This window comes from Roseivivax marinus (assembly GCF_900109705.1).
GTDB classification, from domain to species: domain Bacteria; phylum Pseudomonadota; class Alphaproteobacteria; order Rhodobacterales; family Rhodobacteraceae; genus Roseivivax; species Roseivivax marinus.
Genome location: NZ_FOAI01000002.1, coordinates 68,417 through 86,281, shown reverse-complemented (window position 1 = coordinate 86,281; position 17,865 = coordinate 68,417). Strand labels below are relative to the sequence as shown.

16 protein-coding genes are annotated in these 17,865 nt (G+C 67.6%); 7 read left to right on the top strand and 9 right to left on the bottom strand.

The annotated features are described in order from the left end of the window. Nucleotides 1-37: 37 nt before the first annotated feature. Together aroC and fsa are read right to left on the bottom strand one after the other, a co-directional pair. Complete coding sequence (aroC, locus tag BMX29_RS02990) at nucleotides 38-1,138, bottom strand: chorismate synthase (protein WP_092810300.1); 1,101 nt, start codon at nucleotides 1,136-1,138, stop codon at nucleotides 38-40. A gap of 230 nt (nucleotides 1,139-1,368) precedes the next feature. Further along, complete coding sequence (fsa, locus tag BMX29_RS02985) at nucleotides 1,369-2,022, bottom strand: fructose-6-phosphate aldolase (protein ID WP_043843063.1); 654 nt, start codon at nucleotides 2,020-2,022, stop codon at nucleotides 1,369-1,371. A gap of 110 nt (nucleotides 2,023-2,132) precedes the next feature. Here fsa and BMX29_RS02980 point away from each other — a divergent pair, with 110 nt between their 5' ends. Continuing rightward, the gene (locus BMX29_RS02980; protein ID WP_092810298.1) at nucleotides 2,133-4,322 is read left to right on the top strand and encodes a primosomal protein N'; all 2,190 of its coding nucleotides are present in this window, start codon (nucleotides 2,133-2,135) and stop codon (nucleotides 4,320-4,322) included. A 161-nt stretch (nucleotides 4,323-4,483) separates the two neighbouring features. Here BMX29_RS02980 and BMX29_RS02975 read toward each other — a convergent pair whose 3' ends face one another. Further along, the gene (locus BMX29_RS02975) at nucleotides 4,484-5,062 is read right to left on the bottom strand and encodes a thymidine kinase (protein ID WP_092810296.1); all 579 of its coding nucleotides are present in this window, start codon (nucleotides 5,060-5,062) and stop codon (nucleotides 4,484-4,486) included. 74 nt (nucleotides 5,063-5,136) lie between these two features. Here BMX29_RS02975 and BMX29_RS02970 point away from each other — a divergent pair, with 74 nt between their 5' ends. Further along, on the top strand, nucleotides 5,137-6,036 hold the full coding sequence (locus tag BMX29_RS02970) for a helix-turn-helix transcriptional regulator (RefSeq protein WP_175471106.1): 900 nt from the start codon (nucleotides 5,137-5,139) through the stop codon (nucleotides 6,034-6,036). A 392-nt stretch (nucleotides 6,037-6,428) separates the two neighbouring features. Here BMX29_RS02970 and rimO read toward each other — a convergent pair whose 3' ends face one another. Next, nucleotides 6,429-7,808, bottom strand: a complete 1,380-nt coding sequence (gene rimO, locus BMX29_RS02965) for a 30S ribosomal protein S12 methylthiotransferase RimO (RefSeq protein ID WP_175471105.1) — start codon at nucleotides 7,806-7,808, stop codon at nucleotides 6,429-6,431. A 129-nt stretch (nucleotides 7,809-7,937) separates the two neighbouring features. On the opposite strand from rimO, the gene BMX29_RS02960 reads away from it, so the two are divergent. Beyond that, a complete protein-coding gene (locus BMX29_RS02960) occupies nucleotides 7,938-8,918 on the top strand; it encodes an FUSC family protein (protein ID WP_092810290.1) in 981 nt (326 codons plus the stop codon). Nucleotides 8,919-9,017: 99 nt separating this feature from the next. Here BMX29_RS02960 and BMX29_RS02955 read toward each other — a convergent pair whose 3' ends face one another. Then, the gene (locus BMX29_RS02955; protein ID WP_092810758.1) at nucleotides 9,018-9,629 is read right to left on the bottom strand and encodes a GcrA family cell cycle regulator; all 612 of its coding nucleotides are present in this window, start codon (nucleotides 9,627-9,629) and stop codon (nucleotides 9,018-9,020) included. Nucleotides 9,630-9,762: 133 nt separating this feature from the next. On the opposite strand from BMX29_RS02955, the gene BMX29_RS02950 reads away from it, so the two are divergent. Next, nucleotides 9,763-10,572, top strand: a complete 810-nt coding sequence (locus tag BMX29_RS02950) for an ABC transporter permease (protein WP_092810288.1) — start codon at nucleotides 9,763-9,765, stop codon at nucleotides 10,570-10,572. Between the two features lie 165 nt (nucleotides 10,573-10,737). Here BMX29_RS02950 and BMX29_RS02945 read toward each other — a convergent pair whose 3' ends face one another. Beyond that, nucleotides 10,738-11,451: a CDP-alcohol phosphatidyltransferase family protein gene (locus BMX29_RS02945; RefSeq protein WP_092810286.1), complete on the bottom strand. Its 714-nt coding sequence runs from the start codon at nucleotides 11,449-11,451 to the stop codon at nucleotides 10,738-10,740. A 146-nt stretch (nucleotides 11,452-11,597) separates the two neighbouring features. On the opposite strand from BMX29_RS02945, the gene BMX29_RS02940 reads away from it, so the two are divergent. From BMX29_RS02940 to BMX29_RS19715, 3 genes are read left to right on the top strand one after another with little or no spacing between them, the layout of a single operon-like run. Beyond that, complete coding sequence (locus tag BMX29_RS02940) at nucleotides 11,598-12,146, top strand: PAS domain-containing protein (RefSeq protein WP_043843077.1); 549 nt, start codon at nucleotides 11,598-11,600, stop codon at nucleotides 12,144-12,146. 22 nt (nucleotides 12,147-12,168) lie between these two features. After that, complete coding sequence (locus tag BMX29_RS02935; protein WP_092810284.1) at nucleotides 12,169-15,627, top strand: chemotaxis protein CheB; 3,459 nt, start codon at nucleotides 12,169-12,171, stop codon at nucleotides 15,625-15,627. Then, nucleotides 15,605-16,000 carry a response regulator gene (locus BMX29_RS19715; RefSeq protein ID WP_043843081.1) on the top strand — a complete coding sequence of 132 codons (396 nt, stop codon included), beginning with the start codon at nucleotides 15,605-15,607 and terminating at the stop codon, nucleotides 15,998-16,000. The genes BMX29_RS02935 and BMX29_RS19715 overlap by 23 nt, the downstream gene beginning before the upstream one ends. A 17-nt stretch (nucleotides 16,001-16,017) precedes the next feature. Here the strand turns inward: BMX29_RS19715 and BMX29_RS02925 are convergent, their stop codons facing one another. Genes BMX29_RS02925 through BMX29_RS02915 form a run of 3 tightly spaced genes read right to left on the bottom strand, consistent with a single transcriptional unit; the run spans nucleotide 16,018 to nucleotide 17,708 of the window. Beyond that, nucleotides 16,018-16,359, bottom strand: a complete 342-nt coding sequence (locus tag BMX29_RS02925) for a tRNA-binding protein (RefSeq protein ID WP_092810282.1) — start codon at nucleotides 16,357-16,359, stop codon at nucleotides 16,018-16,020. Further along, a complete protein-coding gene (proC, locus tag BMX29_RS02920) occupies nucleotides 16,349-17,167 on the bottom strand; it encodes a pyrroline-5-carboxylate reductase (protein WP_092810280.1) in 819 nt (272 codons plus the stop codon). The genes BMX29_RS02925 and proC overlap by 11 nt, the downstream gene beginning before the upstream one ends. A gap of 40 nt (nucleotides 17,168-17,207) precedes the next feature. Further along, nucleotides 17,208-17,708, bottom strand: coding sequence for a type III secretion system chaperone family protein (locus BMX29_RS02915; protein WP_043843090.1), 501 nt, complete (start codon nucleotides 17,706-17,708; stop codon nucleotides 17,208-17,210). Nucleotides 17,709-17,865: the final 157 nt, after the last annotated feature.

Here is a 17,865-nt window from a genome sequence, read left to right as displayed (position 1 = left end):
CGTGCTGCGGAAGCGCGAGGCGCGGGGCGACTGAGCCTTAGCCGATCGGGCCGCGCACGCCGCCGGTCTGGGCGCGGTCGAGCAGCAGGTGGTCGAGCAGGACGCAGGCGATCATCGCCTCGGCCACCGGCACCGCGCGGATGCCGACGCAGGGGTCATGGCGGCCCTTGGTGACCACCTCGGTCGGCTTGCCCGATTTGGTGATCGAGGCACGGGGCTTGAGGATCGACGAGGTCGGCTTGACCGCGAAACGCGCCACCACCGGCTGGCCCGTGGAAATGCCGCCGAGAATGCCGCCCGCGTGGTTCGAGGCGTAGACCGGCGTGCCATCGTTGCCGAGGAAGATCTCGTCGGCGTTTTCCTCGCCGGTGAGCGCGGCGGCGCCCATGCCTTCGCCGATCTCCACGCCTTTCACCGCGTTGATCGACATCAGGGCGGCGGCGATGTCGGTGTCCAGCTTGGCGTAGACCGGCGCGCCGAGGCCGGCAGGCACGCCGGTCGCGGTGACCTCGATCTCGGCGCCGACCGAGTTCCCCGACTTGCGCAGCTCGTCGAGGTAGGCGCCCCAGCTTTCGGCGGCGGCGGTCGAGGGCACCCAGAACGGGTTGCGGTCGATCTGCTCCATGTCGCGGGCGCCCTCGATGCCGTGTGTGCCGATCCGCGTCATGTAGCCGGTGATCGCGAGGCCGGGGGCGAGGGCTGCGAGGGCCGCGCGGGCGACCCCGCCGGCAGCCACGCGCGCGGCCGTCTCGCGCGCCGACGAGCGTCCGCCGCCGCGGTAGTCGCGGATGCCGTATTTCTGCCAATAGGCGATGTCGGCATGACCCGGGCGGAAGGTCTCGGCGATCTCGCCGTAATCCTTGGAGCGCTGGTCGGTGTTCTCGATCATCAGCTGGATCGGGGTGCCGGTGGTCATGCCCTCGAACACGCCCGACAGGATGCGCACGGCGTCGGCCTCGCGTCGCTGGGTGGTGTACCTGTTCTGCCCCGGCTTGCGCCGGTCGAGCCAGTGTTGGATCGCCGCCTCGTCCAGCGGCACGTTCGGCGGGCAGCCGTCCACCGTGCAGCCGAGCGCGGGGCCGTGGCTTTCACCCCAGGTGGTGACCCGGAAGACGTGGCCGAACGTGTTGTAGGACATGGGTGCGGGCCTCCTGAACCGGGGCGAGTGTTAGACCGGCGGCGCGGCGGGCTCAAGCGGCGGGGAGGCGGCGCAGCGTCGTCCGGAACCCCGACCGGTCCCTCCCGGAGGGTGACCGGCGAGAAGTCCGGGGGGCGGAGCCGGGCGGAGGGGGAGGACCGGGGCCCTGCCCCGGACCCCGGAGTATTTCTCGACGAGAAGAAGGGGCCGGACTGGCCCCGTCCTGAAGATCAGACGATCTTGATGCCGGCCTTCTGGGCGTCCTTGACGAAGGCGTCGAGGCCCTTGTCGGTGAGGACGTGGTTGGCCATCGCCTTGATGACCGCGGGCGGCGCGGTGGCCACGTCGGCGCCGATCTTGGCGGCCTCGCTCATGTGGTTGGCCGAGCGGATCGAGGCGGCGAGGATCTGCGTCTCGTAACCGTAGTTGTCATAGATGGTGCGGATGTCGTGGATCAGCTCCATCCCGTCGAGGTTCAGGTCGTCCAGCCGGCCGATGAAGGGCGAGATGAAGGTCGCGCCGGCCTTGGCGGCGAGCAGCGCCTGGTTCGCGGAGAAGCACAGCGTCACGTTGACCATGCGACCCTCGCCGGTGAGCACGGCACAGGCCTTGAGGCCGTCCCAGGTTAACGGCACCTTCACGACGATGTTCTCGGCGATCTCGGCGAGGCGGCGGCCCTCGGAAATCATCTCCTCGGCCGAGAGCGCGATGACCTCGGCGGAAACGGGTCCGTCCACGAGATCGCAGATCTCCTTGGTGACCTCGAGGATGTCGCGGCCGGACTTGAGGATGAGCGAGGGGTTCGTGGTGACCCCGTCGACCATGCCGAGGGCGTTGAGCTCGCGGATGGCCTCGATGTCTGCGGTATCGACGAAGAACTTCATGGTCGGGATCTCCCGTCGCGGTGACTTCACATTGGTTCGGGGGTGTCTTAACGCACGGGGACCGGCGCGGAAAGCCCGGACGGTTGCGCTAACGGCGGGTCGACGAGGGAATGGACGACTTCTTCCACGAGGGCGAGATCGTGGCGGTGCTGACGGCGCAGCCGCTGGACCGCACGCTGGACTACCGCGCGCCCGAGGGCGGCGCCTGGGTCGGCGCCTACGTGGAGGTGCCGCTGGGCCCGCGGCGCGTGCTGGGTGTGGTCTGGGGCCGCGGCGCGGGCGATTTCGACCCCGCCAAGGTGCGGCCCGTCACCCGCGTCCTCGATGCCGCGCCGATGCGCGAGGAGCTGCGCGCCTTCCTGGAGAAGGCCGGCGAATACACGCTCACGCCGATGCCCGCGATGCTGCGGCTCGCGACCCGGGCGCCGGGGGTCGGCGATCCGCCCAAGGCGCGGCGGGTCTATCGTCGGGGCGAGGGGCTGCCCGACCGCGAGACCGATGCACGGCGGCGCGTGCTCGAGGTGCTCGACGAGATGGGCGGGCTGGCGCTGACCCAGAAAGAGCTGGCCGACGCCGCCGGGGTGACCGCGTCGGTCATCAAGGGACTGGCGAAGCAGGGCGTCGTGCGCGAGGAGGACGCGCCGCGCGACACGCCCTATGCGCGGCTCGACCCGGACTGGGGCGGCAAGGCGCTGACCGGCGACCAGGCGGCGGCCGCCGAGAGCCTGCGGGCGGGCGTGCGCGACGGCACCTACGGCACCACGCTCCTGAAGGGCGTGACCGGCTCGGGCAAGACCGAGGTCTACCTCGAGGCGGTGGCCGAGTGCCTTCGGCAGGGCCGGCAGGCGCTGGTGCTCTTGCCCGAGATCGCGCTGACCTCCGAATTCATCACCCGCGTCGAGGCGCGGTTCGGCGCGCGGCCCGCCGAGTGGCACCACGGTGTCACCTCGACCGAGCGGCGGCGGGTCTGGAAGATGGTCGCGACGGGAGGCGCCGAACTGGTCGTCGGCGCGCGGTCGGCGCTGTTCCTGCCGTTCCGGAACCTCGGGCTCGTGGTCGTCGACGAGGAACACGACACATCGTACAAGCAGGAGGACGGGGTCCTCTACAACGCGCGGGACATGGCGGTGCTGCGCGCCTCGCTGAACGACGCGCGGGTGGTGCTGGCCTCGGCCACGCCGTCGCTGGAAAGCTGGGCCAATGCCGAGGCGGGAAAGTACGACAGGCTCACGCTGACCTCGCGTTTCGGGGCGGCCGTGATGCCCGAGATGCGCGCCATCGACATGCGCGGGGAGGATCTGCCGTCGAACCGCTGGATCTCGCCCTCGCTGGCCCGCGCCATCGGCACCCGGCTGGAGAAGGGCGAGCAGGCGCTGATCTTCCTCAATCGCCGCGGCTACGCCCCGGTGACGATCTGCCGGGCGTGCGGCCACCAGATCGGCTGCCCGCAGTGCGACGCGCGGATGGTCGAGCACCGCTTCCTGCGGCGGCTCATGTGTCATCAGTGCGGCGAGAGCGCGCCGATCCCCGAGGCGTGCCCCTCCTGCGAAGCAGAGGGCAAGCTGGCCGCCGTCGGGCCGGGGGTCGAGCGCATGGCCGAGGAAGCGCGCGAGGCCTTTCCCGAGGCACGGGTGGCGGTGCTGTCGTCGGACCTCTACGGCTCGGCCCGCCAGCTCAAGGCCGAGATCGAGAACATCGCCGCGGGGGGCGCGGACCTCATCATCGGCACGCAGCTCGTGGCCAAGGGGCACAATTTCCCGCTGTTGACGCTGGTGGGGGTGATCGACGCCGATCTCGGGCTGCAGGGCTCGGACCTGCGCGCCGCGGAGCGGACGTTTCAGCTGATGCGGCAGGTGGCCGGGCGCGCGGGACGGGCCGAGAAGCGCGGCACGGCTCTCATGCAGACGTATCAGCCCGAGCATCCGGTGATCCGTGCGATCCTGTCGGGCGACGAGGAAGGCTTCTGGCGCGCGGAGGCCGAGGAGCGCCGCGCGGCGGGCGTGCCGCCCTACGGCCGGATGGCGGGGATCATCCTGTCGCACCCGGACGTGCAGGAGGTGTTCGACCTCGGCAACGCGCTGGCGCGCAACGACGCGGCACTGCGCCGGGTGGGGGCGCAGGTCTTCGGTCCGGCGCCTGCGCCGGTGGCGCGTGTGCGTGGACGGCACAGGGTGCGCCTTCTGGTGAAAGCGCCCAAGGGCGTCGGGTTGCAGCGCGCGCTGGCCGAATGGGCGGGCCAGTTCCGGTTAGGCGGCGACATGCGGATGGCGATCGACATCGACCCGCAATCGTTCATGTGAGGACACGATCGGCTGTTCCGGGCCGGTGCGGCTCGCGCTTGCATCGGGTGTAGCGCCCGCTTTGAGCCGTGAGACACGGCGGATGCCAGGGGTGGATTCGACTGCGGAGCACGGGGCCGCATTGCCCCTCGCTGCCCGTCCGACGTGCGGGAGACGTTCCGTTACTCGCCCATCGCCTCACGCCAGTGACGGCGGCAGAGGCTCACATAGGTCTCGTTGCCGCCGACCTGCACCTGGTCGCCCTCTGTCAGCGCACGTCCCTCGGCATCCTGCCGCACCACCATGGTCGCCTTGCGTCCGCACCAGCAGATCGTGCGGACCTCGCGCATCCAGTCCGCCAGCGCGAGCAGCGCCGCCGAGCCGGGGAAGAGCTTGCCGCGGAAGTCGACGCGGAGGCCATAGCACATGACCGGCACGTTCAGGTCGTCGGTGACCCGCGCCAGTTGCCAGACCTGCGCTTCGGTGAGGAACTGGGCCTCGTCCACGAAGATGCAGGCGCAGGCACCACGGGCCAGCCGCGCCTCAACCGCGGCGAAAAGATCGGTGTCGGCGTCGAACGTGTCGGCCTCGCGCGCCAGCCCGATGCGCGATCCGATCCGGGCCGCACCCGCGCGCGCGTCGATTTCCGCCGTGACCAGCATCACCGACATGCCACGCTCTTCATAATTGTGCGCGGCCTGCAGAAGCAGGGTCGATTTTCCCGCGTTCATGGTCGAATAATGAAAGTGGAGCTTGGCCATGCGGCCTGATGCCCGAGCCACGGCGCCGGGGCAAGCGCGCTCCGCCCGGCGGGGACACACGACTGGAGCCGTTCATGACGACTGCCTCCACGCATCCGGGCCGGGACCTGATTCCGGCGGAACGCTATATCCCCGAGTTGTTGCAGGATTGGCTGGTGCGGCTCGAACAGACGGAGGCGACCGGCGATGTCTGGACGATCCTGGTCGAAGCCGGTCGACAGACGGGTCTGCCGCACGTGGACTTCGTGTCGGCGTCCGGGCTTCTGAACTGGCGTCGGACACTGTTCCTGCGCACCACCTACGACGCAAACTGGCTGATGGACCATTACCGCGACGACGAACTGCGGCGCTGGTCCTACTTCCGTCATCACGCGCTGACCCGGCTGACGCCCGTGGTCGGCGGTCTCGAGTTTGTCGAGGACTACCACGAGGTTCCGCCCGGGCGTCTTCGTATCCTCGCCGAGGCGGCGGAGCGCGGGATACGGTCCAGCTTTTCGGTGCCTCTGCGCCAGAACGCACCGCCGCAATCGGCGCTCATCACCTTTTCCGGCGATCATCGTCGTGCCGAGATGGTCGAGATCGTCGCGCGGCATGGATGGGCACTTCACGCGCTCGCGCTGACCGGGCACCAGCGCTACCTGCTGCACTTCGCGCAGGAATTCGCGGACCGTAACCGCGTGACCGAGAAACAGCGCGCGCTGCTCGAGCTGATCGGGCTGGGCCTGCAGGACAAGACCATCGCCGAGCGGCTGGGCGTCTCGGTGTCGGCGGTGCGCCAGCGCATGAGCGCGCTCTGTGCCAATACCGGCGTCGACAGCCGAGCCGAGCTTGCCGGCCTCGCCATGGCGCTGGGCATTCTGCCGGACCCGATGAACCGGCCCGCCGAGGGCGATCCGATCGACCACGTGATCGAGATGGACAATATCGGGGCGCGGCGGCGAACGGGCGACAAGGTGCGCGGTCCGGAGGACTGAAGCAAAGACGTGCGCGGTGGGTGGGCCCGAAAAAACGGGGTGCCCGATGGACACCCCGCGACGTCATTCTATGGCAACCTGAAACCTCTGTCCCCCCGAACAAAGGGTAAAAAACGACGGTCAACGCGGATGACGCCACCAAACAGAAGCGCGGAACCTTGCGGTTCCCCCGTGATGCCCGCGGGAGGGATGCGGCCCTGCAGTGCCCTCCGAGAACTTCTAAAGGTTAACTCAAGGTAAGCGGTATGTCGCGCATTTCGTGCGAAAGTCGGTGTTATGCACCGGAACGGCCGAAAAAGCCTCGTGAAAATTTCAGGTTTGCTCCGCAACGCGCGAGAGGGGTGTGATTCGAATCCCGGCACACGCGACACAGTCCGCGAATCACCCCCGGATCAGGCGTCCACTCGTGCGCCCCAGAGGTCGTATTCACCGGCCTCGTCCACCTCGACCTCGATCATGTCGCCTGGTGCGAGCCCTTCGAAGCCGCGGTCCACGAAGAGGTTGCCGTCGATCTCCGGCGCATCCGCTGCCGTGCGGCAAGTGGCGCCCTCCTCGTCCACGGCATCCACCAGCGCGGTGAGCCGGGTGCCGACCTTGGCCGCCAGTTTGGCCTCCGAGATCGCCTGCGCCTTCTCCATGAAGCGGTCCCAACGCTCCTGCTTCACCTCGTCGGGAACGTGGCCGGGCAGGGCGTTCGAACGGGCGCCGGCGACGTTCTCGTACTGGAAGCACCCGACCCGGTCGAGCTGCGCCTCGTCCAGCCAGTCGAGCAGGGTCTGGAACTCGTCCTCGGTCTCGCCGGGATAGCCCACGATGAACGTCGAGCGCAGGGTGATGTCCGGGCACGCCCGGCGCCAGGCGGCGATCTCATCGAGCGTGCGCTCGGCCGCGGCGGGGCGCGCCATGCGCTTCAGCGTGTCGGGATGGGCGTGCTGAAACGGAATGTCGAGATAGGGCAGCACGCCGCCCTCGGCCATCATCGGCACCAGCTCGCGGACGTGCGGGTAGGGGTAGACGTAGTGCATCCGCACCCACGCCCCGAGCTGGCCCAGCTCGCGCGCGAGATCGAGGATCGGGAACTTGGACGGCCGGTCGGACCAGTCGGTGCCATAGGCCGAGGTGTCCTGGCTGATGACCAGAAGCTCCTTCACGCCGCTATCGACCAGCTTCTCGGCCTCGCGCATCACCGCCTTGTGCGGCCGCGAGGCGAGGCGTCCGCGCATGTCGGGGATCACGCAGAACTTGCACTTGTGGTTACAGCCCTCCGAGATCTTGAGGTAGCTGTAATGCCGCGGCGTGAGCTTCACGCCCGAGGCGGGCAGCAGGTCCACGAACGGATCGGGATCGGGCGGCACGGCGGCGTGCACCGCGTCGAGCACCTGTTCGTACTGGTGCGGGCCGGTGACAGCCAGCACGCGGGGATGCGCGCCGGTGATGTAGTCTGGCTCGGCGCCGAGGCAGCCGGTCACGATCACCCGTCCGTTCGCGGTCAGCGCTTCGCCGATGGCATCGAGGCTTTCGGCCTTGGCGCTGTCGAGGAAGCCGCAGGTGTTCACGATCACCGCGTCCGCGCCGGAATAGTCCGGCGAGATGCCGTATCCCTCGGCGCGCAGGCGCGTGAGGATGCGCTCGCTGTCCACCAGCGCCTTGGGACAGCCCAGCGACACCATGCCGATGGTGGGCTGGTCGCGCCCGGCGCGGACGGTGGATAGGTCGCGGTCGAGCCGGGCCTGGGCGCGGTCGGGACGGAGATCGGGCGGGTTCTGAGCCATGGCGCGCCTATAGCGTGCGTCCGGTCGGCTGCCTAGCCCGACCATGACGAGACGGCGCGCAACTTTCCCGGCGCGCCCTGTGATCTAGCTTGCATCCGGATCCGGCGCGCGGTGCGCCGTGGAGGAGCGATGTTCGAAGCCACGAGAAGGTTTGTCGCGGATGGCGGCAGTCCGATGCCCTGGATGGGTGTCCTGACGATCCTGTGCGCGGTGGTCGCGCCCACCGTTCTCGCCGTGTCGTTCCTGGGCCAGCTCGGCGCCGCGGTCTTCGTGGCCTCGATGCCCGCGCATCTGGCCGCCAAGCAGTCCGGCGTCAGCGTCGCCATCGCCGTGACGATCATCACCGGGCTCGGCGGCGTGCTGGCGCTGGGCTCGCTCGAGATGGCGCTGGTGGTGTCTGTGGTGCTGTCGGGCCTGACGGCGCTGGCCTTCCGGCACGGTCTCGCACAGCCTTGCCTGCGCGCGCTGTTCACGTGGACGGTGTTCACCGGGCCGATCATGCCGGCGGACGAAAAGCCGCTGGTGCTGATCCTCTACTGCGCCGCCGTGGTCTGGAGCGTATGGGTCACACGTGCGCTGAAGCAGGAGGCCGATGCCGAGGACCGGCAGGAATCGAGCCAGACCTACAGCGCGCTCTTCGGCGTGCTGCTGGGCGTCGGGCTGCTGATCTCGATCTACGTGGGCGCTCGGTTCTTCGGCAGCCACGGATTCTGGTTCCCGCTGACCTTCGTGATCCTGTGGATCCCGCCCTTCGGCAATCTCTTCTCGCGCACCGCCAAGCGCACGGCGGGCACTGTCGCAGGCGTGGTGCTGGCGCTGATCCTCGGACTTCTGGTCGAGGAGGTCTGGATACGGGCGTTGATCGCGCTCGCGACGGTGCCGGTCGCGTTCCGGCTGCTGCCGGTGAGTTACGTCACCTTCACCGCGCTCCTGACATTGGTGATCCTCGAGGCCCTGAGCCTTGTGGCCGACATGAATGCGCTCGCCGGGGAGCGGCTGCTGTCGATGTTCGCGGCGGCGGTGATGGCGCTGGTGCTCGGTGCGATCGGACTGGGGTTGCTGCGCTGGATCAAGCCCGAGGCGATGGACGAACTCATGCAGGGCGGCTGAGGCGGCGGTCAACCGCCCCCGAAAACGCGGAACGATTGCGCCGGGGCGTCCGGCGCGGTCGTTCCATCCAAGGGGCGGGCCGTCTGAAAGGCCGCCCGGTCAGCGCCGGCGGTCGCGCCGCGAGGACATCGGCTGGAACGCCACGCCCACATGCGCCTCGCAGTAGGGCTTTCCCTGCTGCGCGGGCAGCCCGCAGAACCAGAAGTCCTCGGTCGCGGGGTCGCCGACGGGCCATTTGCAGGTCCGCTCGGTCAGCTCCATCAACGTCAGCTTCTTCGACTTCTTCTCCACTTCGCTCACCTTCGCGAGTGCCTCGGGGCTGATCTCGTTCGCCGAGGGCTGAGGCGGCAGCGGTTGGCCCGCCGGCACGATCTTGTTGCGCGCCGGAGACACCGGCGCCGCCTTCGTTTCGGGGGCGGGCTCTGCCGCTTCGGCGGTCGCCGCGGCGGGTGCGGCGGGTTGCTCGGGAGTGGAGGGGGCTGCCGGTTTCGACGCGGCCGGAGCCGCCGGTGCCGCTGCGGCCGGGGCCGCCTCGGCCTCGCCCGCGGCCGCGGCTTCGGCGCCGGTGCGGTTCGACAGCCCGAGGCGGTGGACCTTGCCGATCACCGCGTTGCGCGTCACGCCGCCCAGCTCCTTGGCGATCTGGCTCGCCGACTGGCCCTCGCTCCACATCTTCTTGAGAAGCTCAACGCGCTCGTCTGTCCAGGACATGAGGGCCTGCCTTTCCATGCTCAACTGAAAAAGCGGCCGAAGCATTCGGCCGCCTGACATTTCCGGTCGGGTCCCTATTCTAATCACCAGCCGGCCCCATGCAAGCCGGCGGACGACAATTCAAGGGACACTCATGAGCGATATCGCGACATACGATCCGGGGGCGCGGCGTTTCGGCCGCGTCAACTGGCTGGGCCTTTACACCCTCTGCGAACGGGAGGTGAAGAGGTTCCTGAACGTCTGGACGCAGACCCTGATGGCGCCGCTGGTCACGGCGGGACTGTTTATGGTGATCTTCTCGATCGCAATCGGGCCGCGCCGGGGCGAGGTCATGGGGGTGCCGTTCGTGACGTTCATCGCGCCGGGCATCCTGATGATGACGGTGATCCAGAACGCCTTCGCCAACACCTCGTCGTCGATCGTCATCTCCAAGGTTCAGGGCAACATCGTCGACACGCTGATGCCGCCTCTGTCGGGCGGCGAAATGGTGCTGGGCTATCTCGCGGGCGGGGTGGCGCGCGGTCTCGTGGTGGCTGTGGTCATCATGCTGGGCCTCGGGCTGGTCCTGGGGCTGTGGCCCGCGCACCCGATCGCGGCCTTCGCCTTCGTTCTGCTGGGGGCGGCGTTCCTTGCCGGTCTGGGCATGGTCGCGGGCATCTTCGCCGAGAAGTTCGACCAGATGGCGGCGATCACCAACTTCGTGGTCACCCCGCTCGCCTTCCTGTCGGGGACGTTCTACTCGGTCGACGCGCTGCCGCCGGTGATGTTCGAGATCACCCACTTCAATCCGATCTTCTATCTGATCGACGGCGCGCGCTGGGGGATGATCGGCGTGTCCGACGGCCCGCCGCTGATGGGCTTCGGCATCTCGGTCGTCTCGGTGATCGCCATCAACCTCGTCGCGTGGTCGATGTTCCGGCGCGGCTATCGCCTGAAGGACTGAGCGTTCAGGCGGGCGCGAGGATCGGCTCCGCGCGCCCGCTTGCCGGGACGGGCAACGGTGAGCATCCGGATGCAAGCCCGGGACCGGGCGGGAAAGCCGCCCGCTGCCGCCGGACTCTCGATATCGCGAAAAGCTATGTCGGAAGCGCCAGACCGCTGCCTTAGGTCACTCGGCCGGTTCGGCCTGGCGGGACCGTTCGGGGACCAGCTGCTGCACCCCGCCCACGAGAACGAGGTAGATCGACGTCGCCACCAGACCCCAGTGCGCCCAGCTCTCGGGGTGGAAATCGACCCACGCCGCCCATCCCGCGAAGAACGTCCAGGCTAGAGCCACCGGCAGCGAAAGGAGCCGCCAGCGCGCCGTGCGCACGGGGTGGATGAACTTGATCGGCAGGAACATCGCGGTGGCAAGCGCCGCCACGAGGACGAGGATCACCGGCACCGAAGGTTCCACCGCGAAGAGCACGAGAACCAGCATGTTCCAGCAGCCGGGGAAGCCCTGGAACGAGTTGTCCGTGGTCTTCATCTTGCTGTCGGCGAAGTACATCGCGCTTGCGAAGGTGATGACGAAGATCGTCACCCACCCGGTCCAGCCCGGCAGAAGGTCCGACTGGAACAACGCGAAAGCCGGGATGAAGACATAGGTCAGGTAGTCGATGATGAGGTCGAGCAGCACGCCGTCGAAGCGCGGCGAGTTCAGCTTGACGTCGTATTTCCGCGCCAGGGGACCGTCCACGCCATCAACGGCGAAGGCAACGACGAGCCAGAGGAACATGATCGACCACTGCCCCTGGGCTGCGGCAAGCAGCGCGAGCATGGCAAAGATCGCTCCGGTGGCGGTAAGCAGGTGGACGCAAAGGGCGCGGGTCGCGAGTGTCATCACAACGACATGAAGCAACGCGGGCTTGAAATCAATGCCGCGCCTGCGCGCGGAACGGCACCCGTCCGCCGACGATCGGTGGTTTCACTCGAGGAGAAACGCACTATGTAGTGCCCGAAATCCAAGGGACCGGGACACGCGAACGGATGAGCGATACGATCGAACTGCCGCAAGGGCTGGCCGACTACCTGCACGCGTCGCAGATCGCGCTCGCCGTTTCGACGATCGAAGGCGACGCGCCTCTCGTCCTCGTCAACGATGCATTCTGCCGCCTGACGGGATACGCGCCCGATGAGGTCCTTGGCCACAACTGCCGCTTTCTTCAGGGGGCCGACACCGACGACGAAAGCCGGCAGGCCCTGCACGACTTCGTGGCGGGAGACGGCGAGGACACGGGCCGCTTTCCCATTCTGAACTATACGAAGGATGGTGAGAGCTTTCACAATTACGTATTCATGACCCGGTTGCGCGACGGGGATGGATCGGTAAGATTCATCTTGGCATCGCAATTCGACATGACGACCGCGGTGCAGCGCTCTGGAATCGAGGGCAACGACCGGCAGCTTCGGCGGACGCTAACGGACGTGGAGCAGATCGGACGCGAGTTCGGACTCGCGATGTTCGGATCTGCGCAAATGATTTCCGACTCGGTCGCGACCATGGCGCGGCTCAAGTTGAATACTGACAGGGCCTAGGGCCCCACGACGCGGACGCCGGATGCGAGACGAGACAAAGACCCCGCGCCCCGAGGCCGGAGCCGAAGACCAGCAGAAATTGTGCATCGTGGGAATCGGTGCCTCGGCCGGCGGGCTGGAGGCCATCCGCGAAATGCTGTCCGAGGCCGACCCCGAGGCGAACCTCGCCTACGTGGTGATCCAGCACCTCGACCCGAACCACGAAAGCCTCCTGGCCGAGCTTCTGGGGCGGCAGACGCCGCTCTCGGTGCGGCAGGTTGCGGGCGGTGAGAGCATCGAGGCCGGCAACGTCTACATCATCCCGCCGGGCTATGGCCTGTCTGTGCGCGACGGCGTTCTGGACCTGACCGAGTTCGCACAGCCGCGCGGCCTTCGGCGTCCCATCGATGACTTTTTCGAAAGCCTCGCCATCGACCAGGGACGCTTTGCCGCCTGCGTGATCCTGTCTGGCACCGGCGCCGACGGCAGCGCCGGCCTGCGCGCGATCAAGGAACATGGCGGCCTGTGCATCGTGCAGGATCCCCAGACTGCGAAGTACGACGGAATGCCCACGTCGGCACAGGGCACGGGGCTCGTGGACTTCGTGCGCGCACCCGACGCGATCATCGAGGCGATCACCCAGTTCTACGCGCACTCGCTTGTCGACACCGTGGACGAGAAGCTGGCGCGCACCGTGGAGGATTGCCTCTCGGACATCTCGGGTGTGGTGCGCAATTTCGTCGGGCACGACTTTTCCGGCTACAAGCAATCGACCCTGGTGCGTCGCATCCAGCGCCGGATCCAGGTGCTCGACCTCTCGGACGCCTCGCAGTACCTCCAGCATATCCGCTCGGACCCCGAGGAATGCGAGATCCTCTTCCGCGAGCTGCTCATCAACGTGACCCGCTTCTTCCGCGACAGCGAGCACTTCGCGGCCTTGCGCGAGAACACCATCCGACCGCTGGTGCGCAACACCGGCAACGAGGACGAGATCCGCGTCTGGGTGCCGGGCTGTTCGAGCGGCGAGGAGGCTTACTCGATCGCGATGATGTTCGCCGACGAGGTGCGCCTTCAGCGCCGGTCGGCCAATATCCAGATCTTCGCCACCGACATCGACGAGCAGATGCTGCGCCTCGCGCGCGATGCGGTCTACCCGCAGGCGGCACTGGCCGACATTCCCGAAGGGATGCGCGACCTCTACACCATCGCCCGCGACGGCAAGTTCCAGATCTCGGCCAAGATCCGCGACATGATCCGGTTCTCGGTCCATTCGATCGTGCGTGACCCGCCGTTCTCGAACATCGACCTGCTGTCGTGCCGAAACCTGCTGATCTATTTCGGCGACCAGTTGCAGGCCACGGCGCTGCCGATCTTTCACTACTCGATCAAACCGGGCGGGACATTGTTCCTCGGGCCGTCCGAGACGGTGGGCCGCTACGATCACCTGTTCCACGCCGCCGATGCCTCCTCTCGGATTTTCCAGCGCAACAATGGCCGGCCTGAATATCCCTTGCACCTGCGCGGCCGCAGTCCCGGTGAGCACGCACCCCGTCCGCGTCCCGAGCGAGATCAGGAACGGTCCACGCGGGTGGAGTGGAATGACGGCAGCGGGATGCAGCGCATCCTCGAGCAATACGCGCCGCCGACGCTGCTGGTGACGAGCAAGGGCGAGATCCTCAAGTCCACCGGGAAGCTCGGCAAGTATCTCGAAACCTCGCCCGGTCAGACCGAGCGGCGCTCGGCCCAGTCCATCGCCCGCCCCGGCGCGCGCGAGGCGGTGTCGGCGATCATCAGGCAAGTCTCGGCCCGCACCAAGCGGACGATCTCGCGCGATCTGACCGCCCAGTCCGAATTCGGCCGGCAGGCCTTCGACCTGATCGCGGACCCGCTGCCCGACGGGACCATCCTGCTGGTCTTCCGCGACCGCGACCGCTTCGAGGCGACCGAGGACGACGATATCGACGAACTGGCGCCGTCCGACAGCCACGTGCAGAGCCTGGAGGACGAGCTGCGCTCGACCCGGCAGCGGCTGCACACCACCGTCGAGGAGCTCGAGACGGCGAACGAGGAGCTGAAAAGCTCCAACGAAGAAATGATGTCGATGAACGAGGAGCTCCAGTCCACGAACGAGGAGCTGTCCACGGTCAACGACGAGCTGAAGGGCAAGGTCGACGAGCTGTCGGTTGCCAATGCCGACCTGTCGAACTTCTTCGCCTCGACCGCGCTGCCGTTGGTGGTGGTCGATGCGGACATGGCGATCCGCAACTTCACCGACGCGATCCAGTCGATTTATCCGTTCCGAGGGACGGACCGCGGCCGTCCTCTGACCGAGGTCACAAGCACGCTGCGCCGCAACGACGAGGTGCTGGAGGCCACGCAGGAGGTCATGAGCAGCGGCGACGTGCGCCACATGCGCGTCAGCGACCGCAGCGAGGATCGCACCTGGTCCCTGGTCATCACGCCCTACCGCAAGCGTGACGGGCAGCTCGATGGCGCCACGCTGGTCTTCAGCGAAGTGACCAGCGCGCTCCGCCTCGAGGAGGCGCTGCGCCATGAGGGTGAACGGCTGCGCCTTGCTCTCGATGTGTCCGAGCTGGGGGTGTGGGAGCTGGCCCCCGAGACGCGCACGCTTCGACTCGACGACGGCGCTGACGCCGTGATGGGCATCGAGGGCGGTATCGACACGCTCGATGACCTGTTGAACGCGGTCAACGAGGCCGATCGCGCGGCGCTGTCGCAGGCGCTGCACGACGTTGAAAAGGAAGATAAGCCGCTCGATATCACCTGCACGCTGGCCGGGGGGGCGGCCGGGCGGATGCGTTCGGTGCAGATCGTCGGGCGCAAGGTCGAGGGCGAGCGCACGTCGCGCGTTCTCGGCGTGCTCTTCGACGTGACGGAAGAGCAGGAGGCCAAGCGCGTCCGCGAGATGATGCTGCGCGAGATGAACCACCGCGTGAAGAACATGTTCTCGATCATATCGGGCATGGTTCGCATCGCGGGGCGCAAGGCGGACAACGTCGAGGACCTTGTCGAGGGCATCGTGAGCCGCGTGAACGCGCTGGCACGGTCGCACCACATGACGCAGCGCGCGCCGTCGAGCGGCCAGCTGACGCTCGAGGACGCGATCCGCGCCGCGCTGGAGCCCTACGAGGGCAAGGGCGACGCCAAGATCGAGGGGCCCGAGGTTCCAGCTGGCAGCGAGGATCTGACCGCATTGTCGCTGCTGATGCACGAATGGGCCACGAACGCGGCGAAGTACGGGGTTCTGGGTCCGGCCGACGGGCGGCTGGACGTGACCTGGACGCAAGAAGATGATGGCCGCGTCAAACTGACATGGAACGAAACCTACGCCGAACCGATTGAACGCTCAGAGGGGCCGTCGGGCTTCGGGTCCACGCTGGTCGAGCTGTCGGCCGCACAATTGCGTGGATCGGTGACCGTCGACGCCCAACCGCATGAACGCAGGACGACGCTGACCTATGAACCTCAAGCCGAAATCTGACCCGACCGGGCCGCGCCGGGTCCTTGTGTGCGAGGACGAGCCCGTCGTCGCACTGGACCTGAAGTTCCTGGTCGAGGGCTTCGGCTATGAAGTCATCGGTCCTTACGGAAGCGTCGAACAGGCGTTGGAGGCCATCGACGCGGTGCGTCCCGACAGCGCCGTCCTCGATGTTCGGCTGCGCGACGGAGAGGTCTTCCCCGTCGCCGACAAGCTCAAGGATCTCGGCATCGGCATGGTGTTTCACTCGGGCCACGCCTACGAAGAAGAGATCTGCGCTAACTACCCTGGCTCGGCCTGTTGCCAGAAGCCGATCGTGACATGGCGGCTGGAAGAAGAGCTCAAGCGTCTGACCACCGAGCCGCATCCGGTCTGAGCCGGGCGGCCGCGCGCTCAGTGCATCCTCTGACCCGGCGCGACCTCCTTGTCGGGGGCGATCAGAACGATACCGCCCGCGTCGTCTGACACCCCAAGCACAAGCACCTCGGACCGCATCGGCCCGATCTGCCGCGGTGGCAGGTTGACCACCGCCATGACCTGACGTCCCACGAGGGTATCGGGTGCGTAGTGATCGGTAACCTGCGCCGAGGACGCCTTTTCCCCCAGTTCCGCCCCGAAGTCGATCCAGAGGCGGATCGCGGGCTTGCGCGCCTCGGGGAAGGGCTCCGCGCGGACGATGCGGCCCGCGCGGATGTCGACCTTCATGAAATCGTCTATGCCGATCTCATCCGTCACGGCCAAGCTCCCGCGCACGATCGGCGGCGGCGCCCACGGTCCGCCGGATCAGAGGCGGCAGGCCGGCTTCCTCGTCCATCAGCACGGACAGGCCCGCCGCCGTGGTGCCGTTGGGGCTGGTGACGTTCTCGCGCAGGGTGCCGGGCGCGGTGCCGGTTTCCTGCGCCAGCGCGCCTGCGCCAGCAACGGTGGCTCGGGCGAGTTGCAGCGCAAGGTCGCGGGACAGCCCCTCGGCCTCGCCGGCCGCGGCGAGGCATTCGATCATGTGAAAGACGTAAGCCGGGCCAGAGCCCGACACGCCGGTCACCGCGTCGATCTGGGCCTCGTCCTCGAGGCGCACGACCTCGCCCACGCTCGACAGCAGCAGTTCGGCGGTGTCGAGATCGGTGTCGGTGGCCGACACGTTTCCGACGATGGCGGTGATCCCGCGCCCGATGGCCGAGGGGGTGTTGGGCATTGCTCGGACGATCGGGCTGCTCTCTCCGAGCATTCCCTCGTAAGTGCCCAGCGACACGCCTGCGGCGATCGACAGAAAAAGCGTGCTTCCGCCAGCGAAGGTGGCGAGCGCGGGCAGGGCATCGCGCATGGTCTGCGGCTTCACGGCCAGAAGCGCCACCGCCGGATCGTCCGGCAGCCCGTCATTCAGGTGAACGCCCTGCTCGGACAGCCAGTCGGACGGCTGCGGATCGCGCACCCACACGGCCTCCGGCGGAAGGCCGCGCGAGAGCCAGCCCTCGAGCATGGCCGATCCCATCTTGCCACAGCCCACGACGAGCAGTCCGCGGCGTGCGATTTCGGTGTCTTTCATGATGATGCCCCGGACGATTTCCCAGTTCCGGGGCCCGATGTTAGGCGCGCCCGTAGGCCTCCGCAATGGCGACCTGAAGCGCGTCCTTCGGCGTGCGGTCGGACCAGGCCATCAGCTGGAAGGCCGGGTAGTAGCGCTCTGCGGACATAACGGATGCGGCGATCATCGTGTCGATCTGGTCGGGGCTCGCGATGCCCCCGCCTGCGAGCACCAGCCCGTAGCGATAGACCATCAGCGACTGTTCGGCCCAGAACGAGAAGGCGCCCGCCCAGCACTGGTCGTTGACCCGGTTCAGACCCTCGTAGAGTGCCGGCATCCGCTCGGCCGGTGGCTCCATCTCGAAGGTGCAGATCAGCCGCAGCGTTTCGTCGAAGGCGGACCATGCCAGCGTGATCGAGTAGGTGCGCCACTGGCCTTCGACCGCCATGGCGATCTGGTCGTCTCCGACGCGGTCGAAATCCCAGTCGTTGTGCTCGGCCAGGTGCTCGACGATGTCGATCGGGTGAATGTCCTCTTCGAGGAACTGCTCGGACAGTGCCATGGCGCCAACCTCATTTGTTGTCGCGCTCGGGGCTGGCAGCGCCCCCAAGCGCTTGGTGCCTGCTCTAGGGTCAGCGATCATTCACTGAGCCCTTACCACATATCGTGCCTGTGCTCTTCGCAGCCTGTAAAGCGATAATTTGACCACAACCGCATTA

What these genes read in the sequence shown, in the direction of transcription:
- aroC (WP_092810300.1), bottom strand. Translation starts at nt 1,138, where the DNA reads ATGTCCTACAACACGTTCGGCCACGTCTTCCGGGTCACCACCTGGGGT.
- fsa (WP_043843063.1), bottom strand. Translation starts at nt 2,022, where the DNA reads ATGAAGTTCTTCGTCGATACCGCAGACATCGAGGCCATCCGCGAGCTC.
- BMX29_RS02980 (WP_092810298.1), top strand. Translation starts at nt 2,133, where the DNA reads ATGGACGACTTCTTCCACGAGGGCGAGATCGTGGCGGTGCTGACGGCG.
- BMX29_RS02975 (WP_092810296.1), bottom strand. Translation starts at nt 5,062, where the DNA reads ATGGCCAAGCTCCACTTTCATTATTCGACCATGAACGCGGGAAAATCG.
- BMX29_RS02970 (WP_175471106.1), top strand. Translation starts at nt 5,137, where the DNA reads ATGACGACTGCCTCCACGCATCCGGGCCGGGACCTGATTCCGGCGGAA.
- rimO (WP_175471105.1), bottom strand. Translation starts at nt 7,808, where the DNA reads ATGGCTCAGAACCCGCCCGATCTCCGTCCCGACCGCGCCCAGGCCCGG.
- BMX29_RS02960 (WP_092810290.1), top strand. Translation starts at nt 7,938, where the DNA reads ATGTTCGAAGCCACGAGAAGGTTTGTCGCGGATGGCGGCAGTCCGATG.
- BMX29_RS02955 (WP_092810758.1), bottom strand. Translation starts at nt 9,629, where the DNA reads ATGTCCTGGACAGACGAGCGCGTTGAGCTTCTCAAGAAGATGTGGAGC.
- BMX29_RS02950 (WP_092810288.1), top strand. Translation starts at nt 9,763, where the DNA reads ATGAGCGATATCGCGACATACGATCCGGGGGCGCGGCGTTTCGGCCGC.
- BMX29_RS02945 (WP_092810286.1), bottom strand. Translation starts at nt 11,451, where the DNA reads ATGACACTCGCGACCCGCGCCCTTTGCGTCCACCTGCTTACCGCCACC.
- BMX29_RS02940 (WP_043843077.1), top strand. Translation starts at nt 11,598, where the DNA reads ATGAGCGATACGATCGAACTGCCGCAAGGGCTGGCCGACTACCTGCAC.
- BMX29_RS02935 (WP_092810284.1), top strand. Translation starts at nt 12,169, where the DNA reads ATGCGAGACGAGACAAAGACCCCGCGCCCCGAGGCCGGAGCCGAAGAC.
- BMX29_RS19715 (WP_043843081.1), top strand. Translation starts at nt 15,605, where the DNA reads ATGAACCTCAAGCCGAAATCTGACCCGACCGGGCCGCGCCGGGTCCTT.
- proC (WP_092810280.1), bottom strand. Translation starts at nt 17,167, where the DNA reads ATGAAAGACACCGAAATCGCACGCCGCGGACTGCTCGTCGTGGGCTGT.
- BMX29_RS02915 (WP_043843090.1), bottom strand. Translation starts at nt 17,708, where the DNA reads ATGGCACTGTCCGAGCAGTTCCTCGAAGAGGACATTCACCCGATCGAC.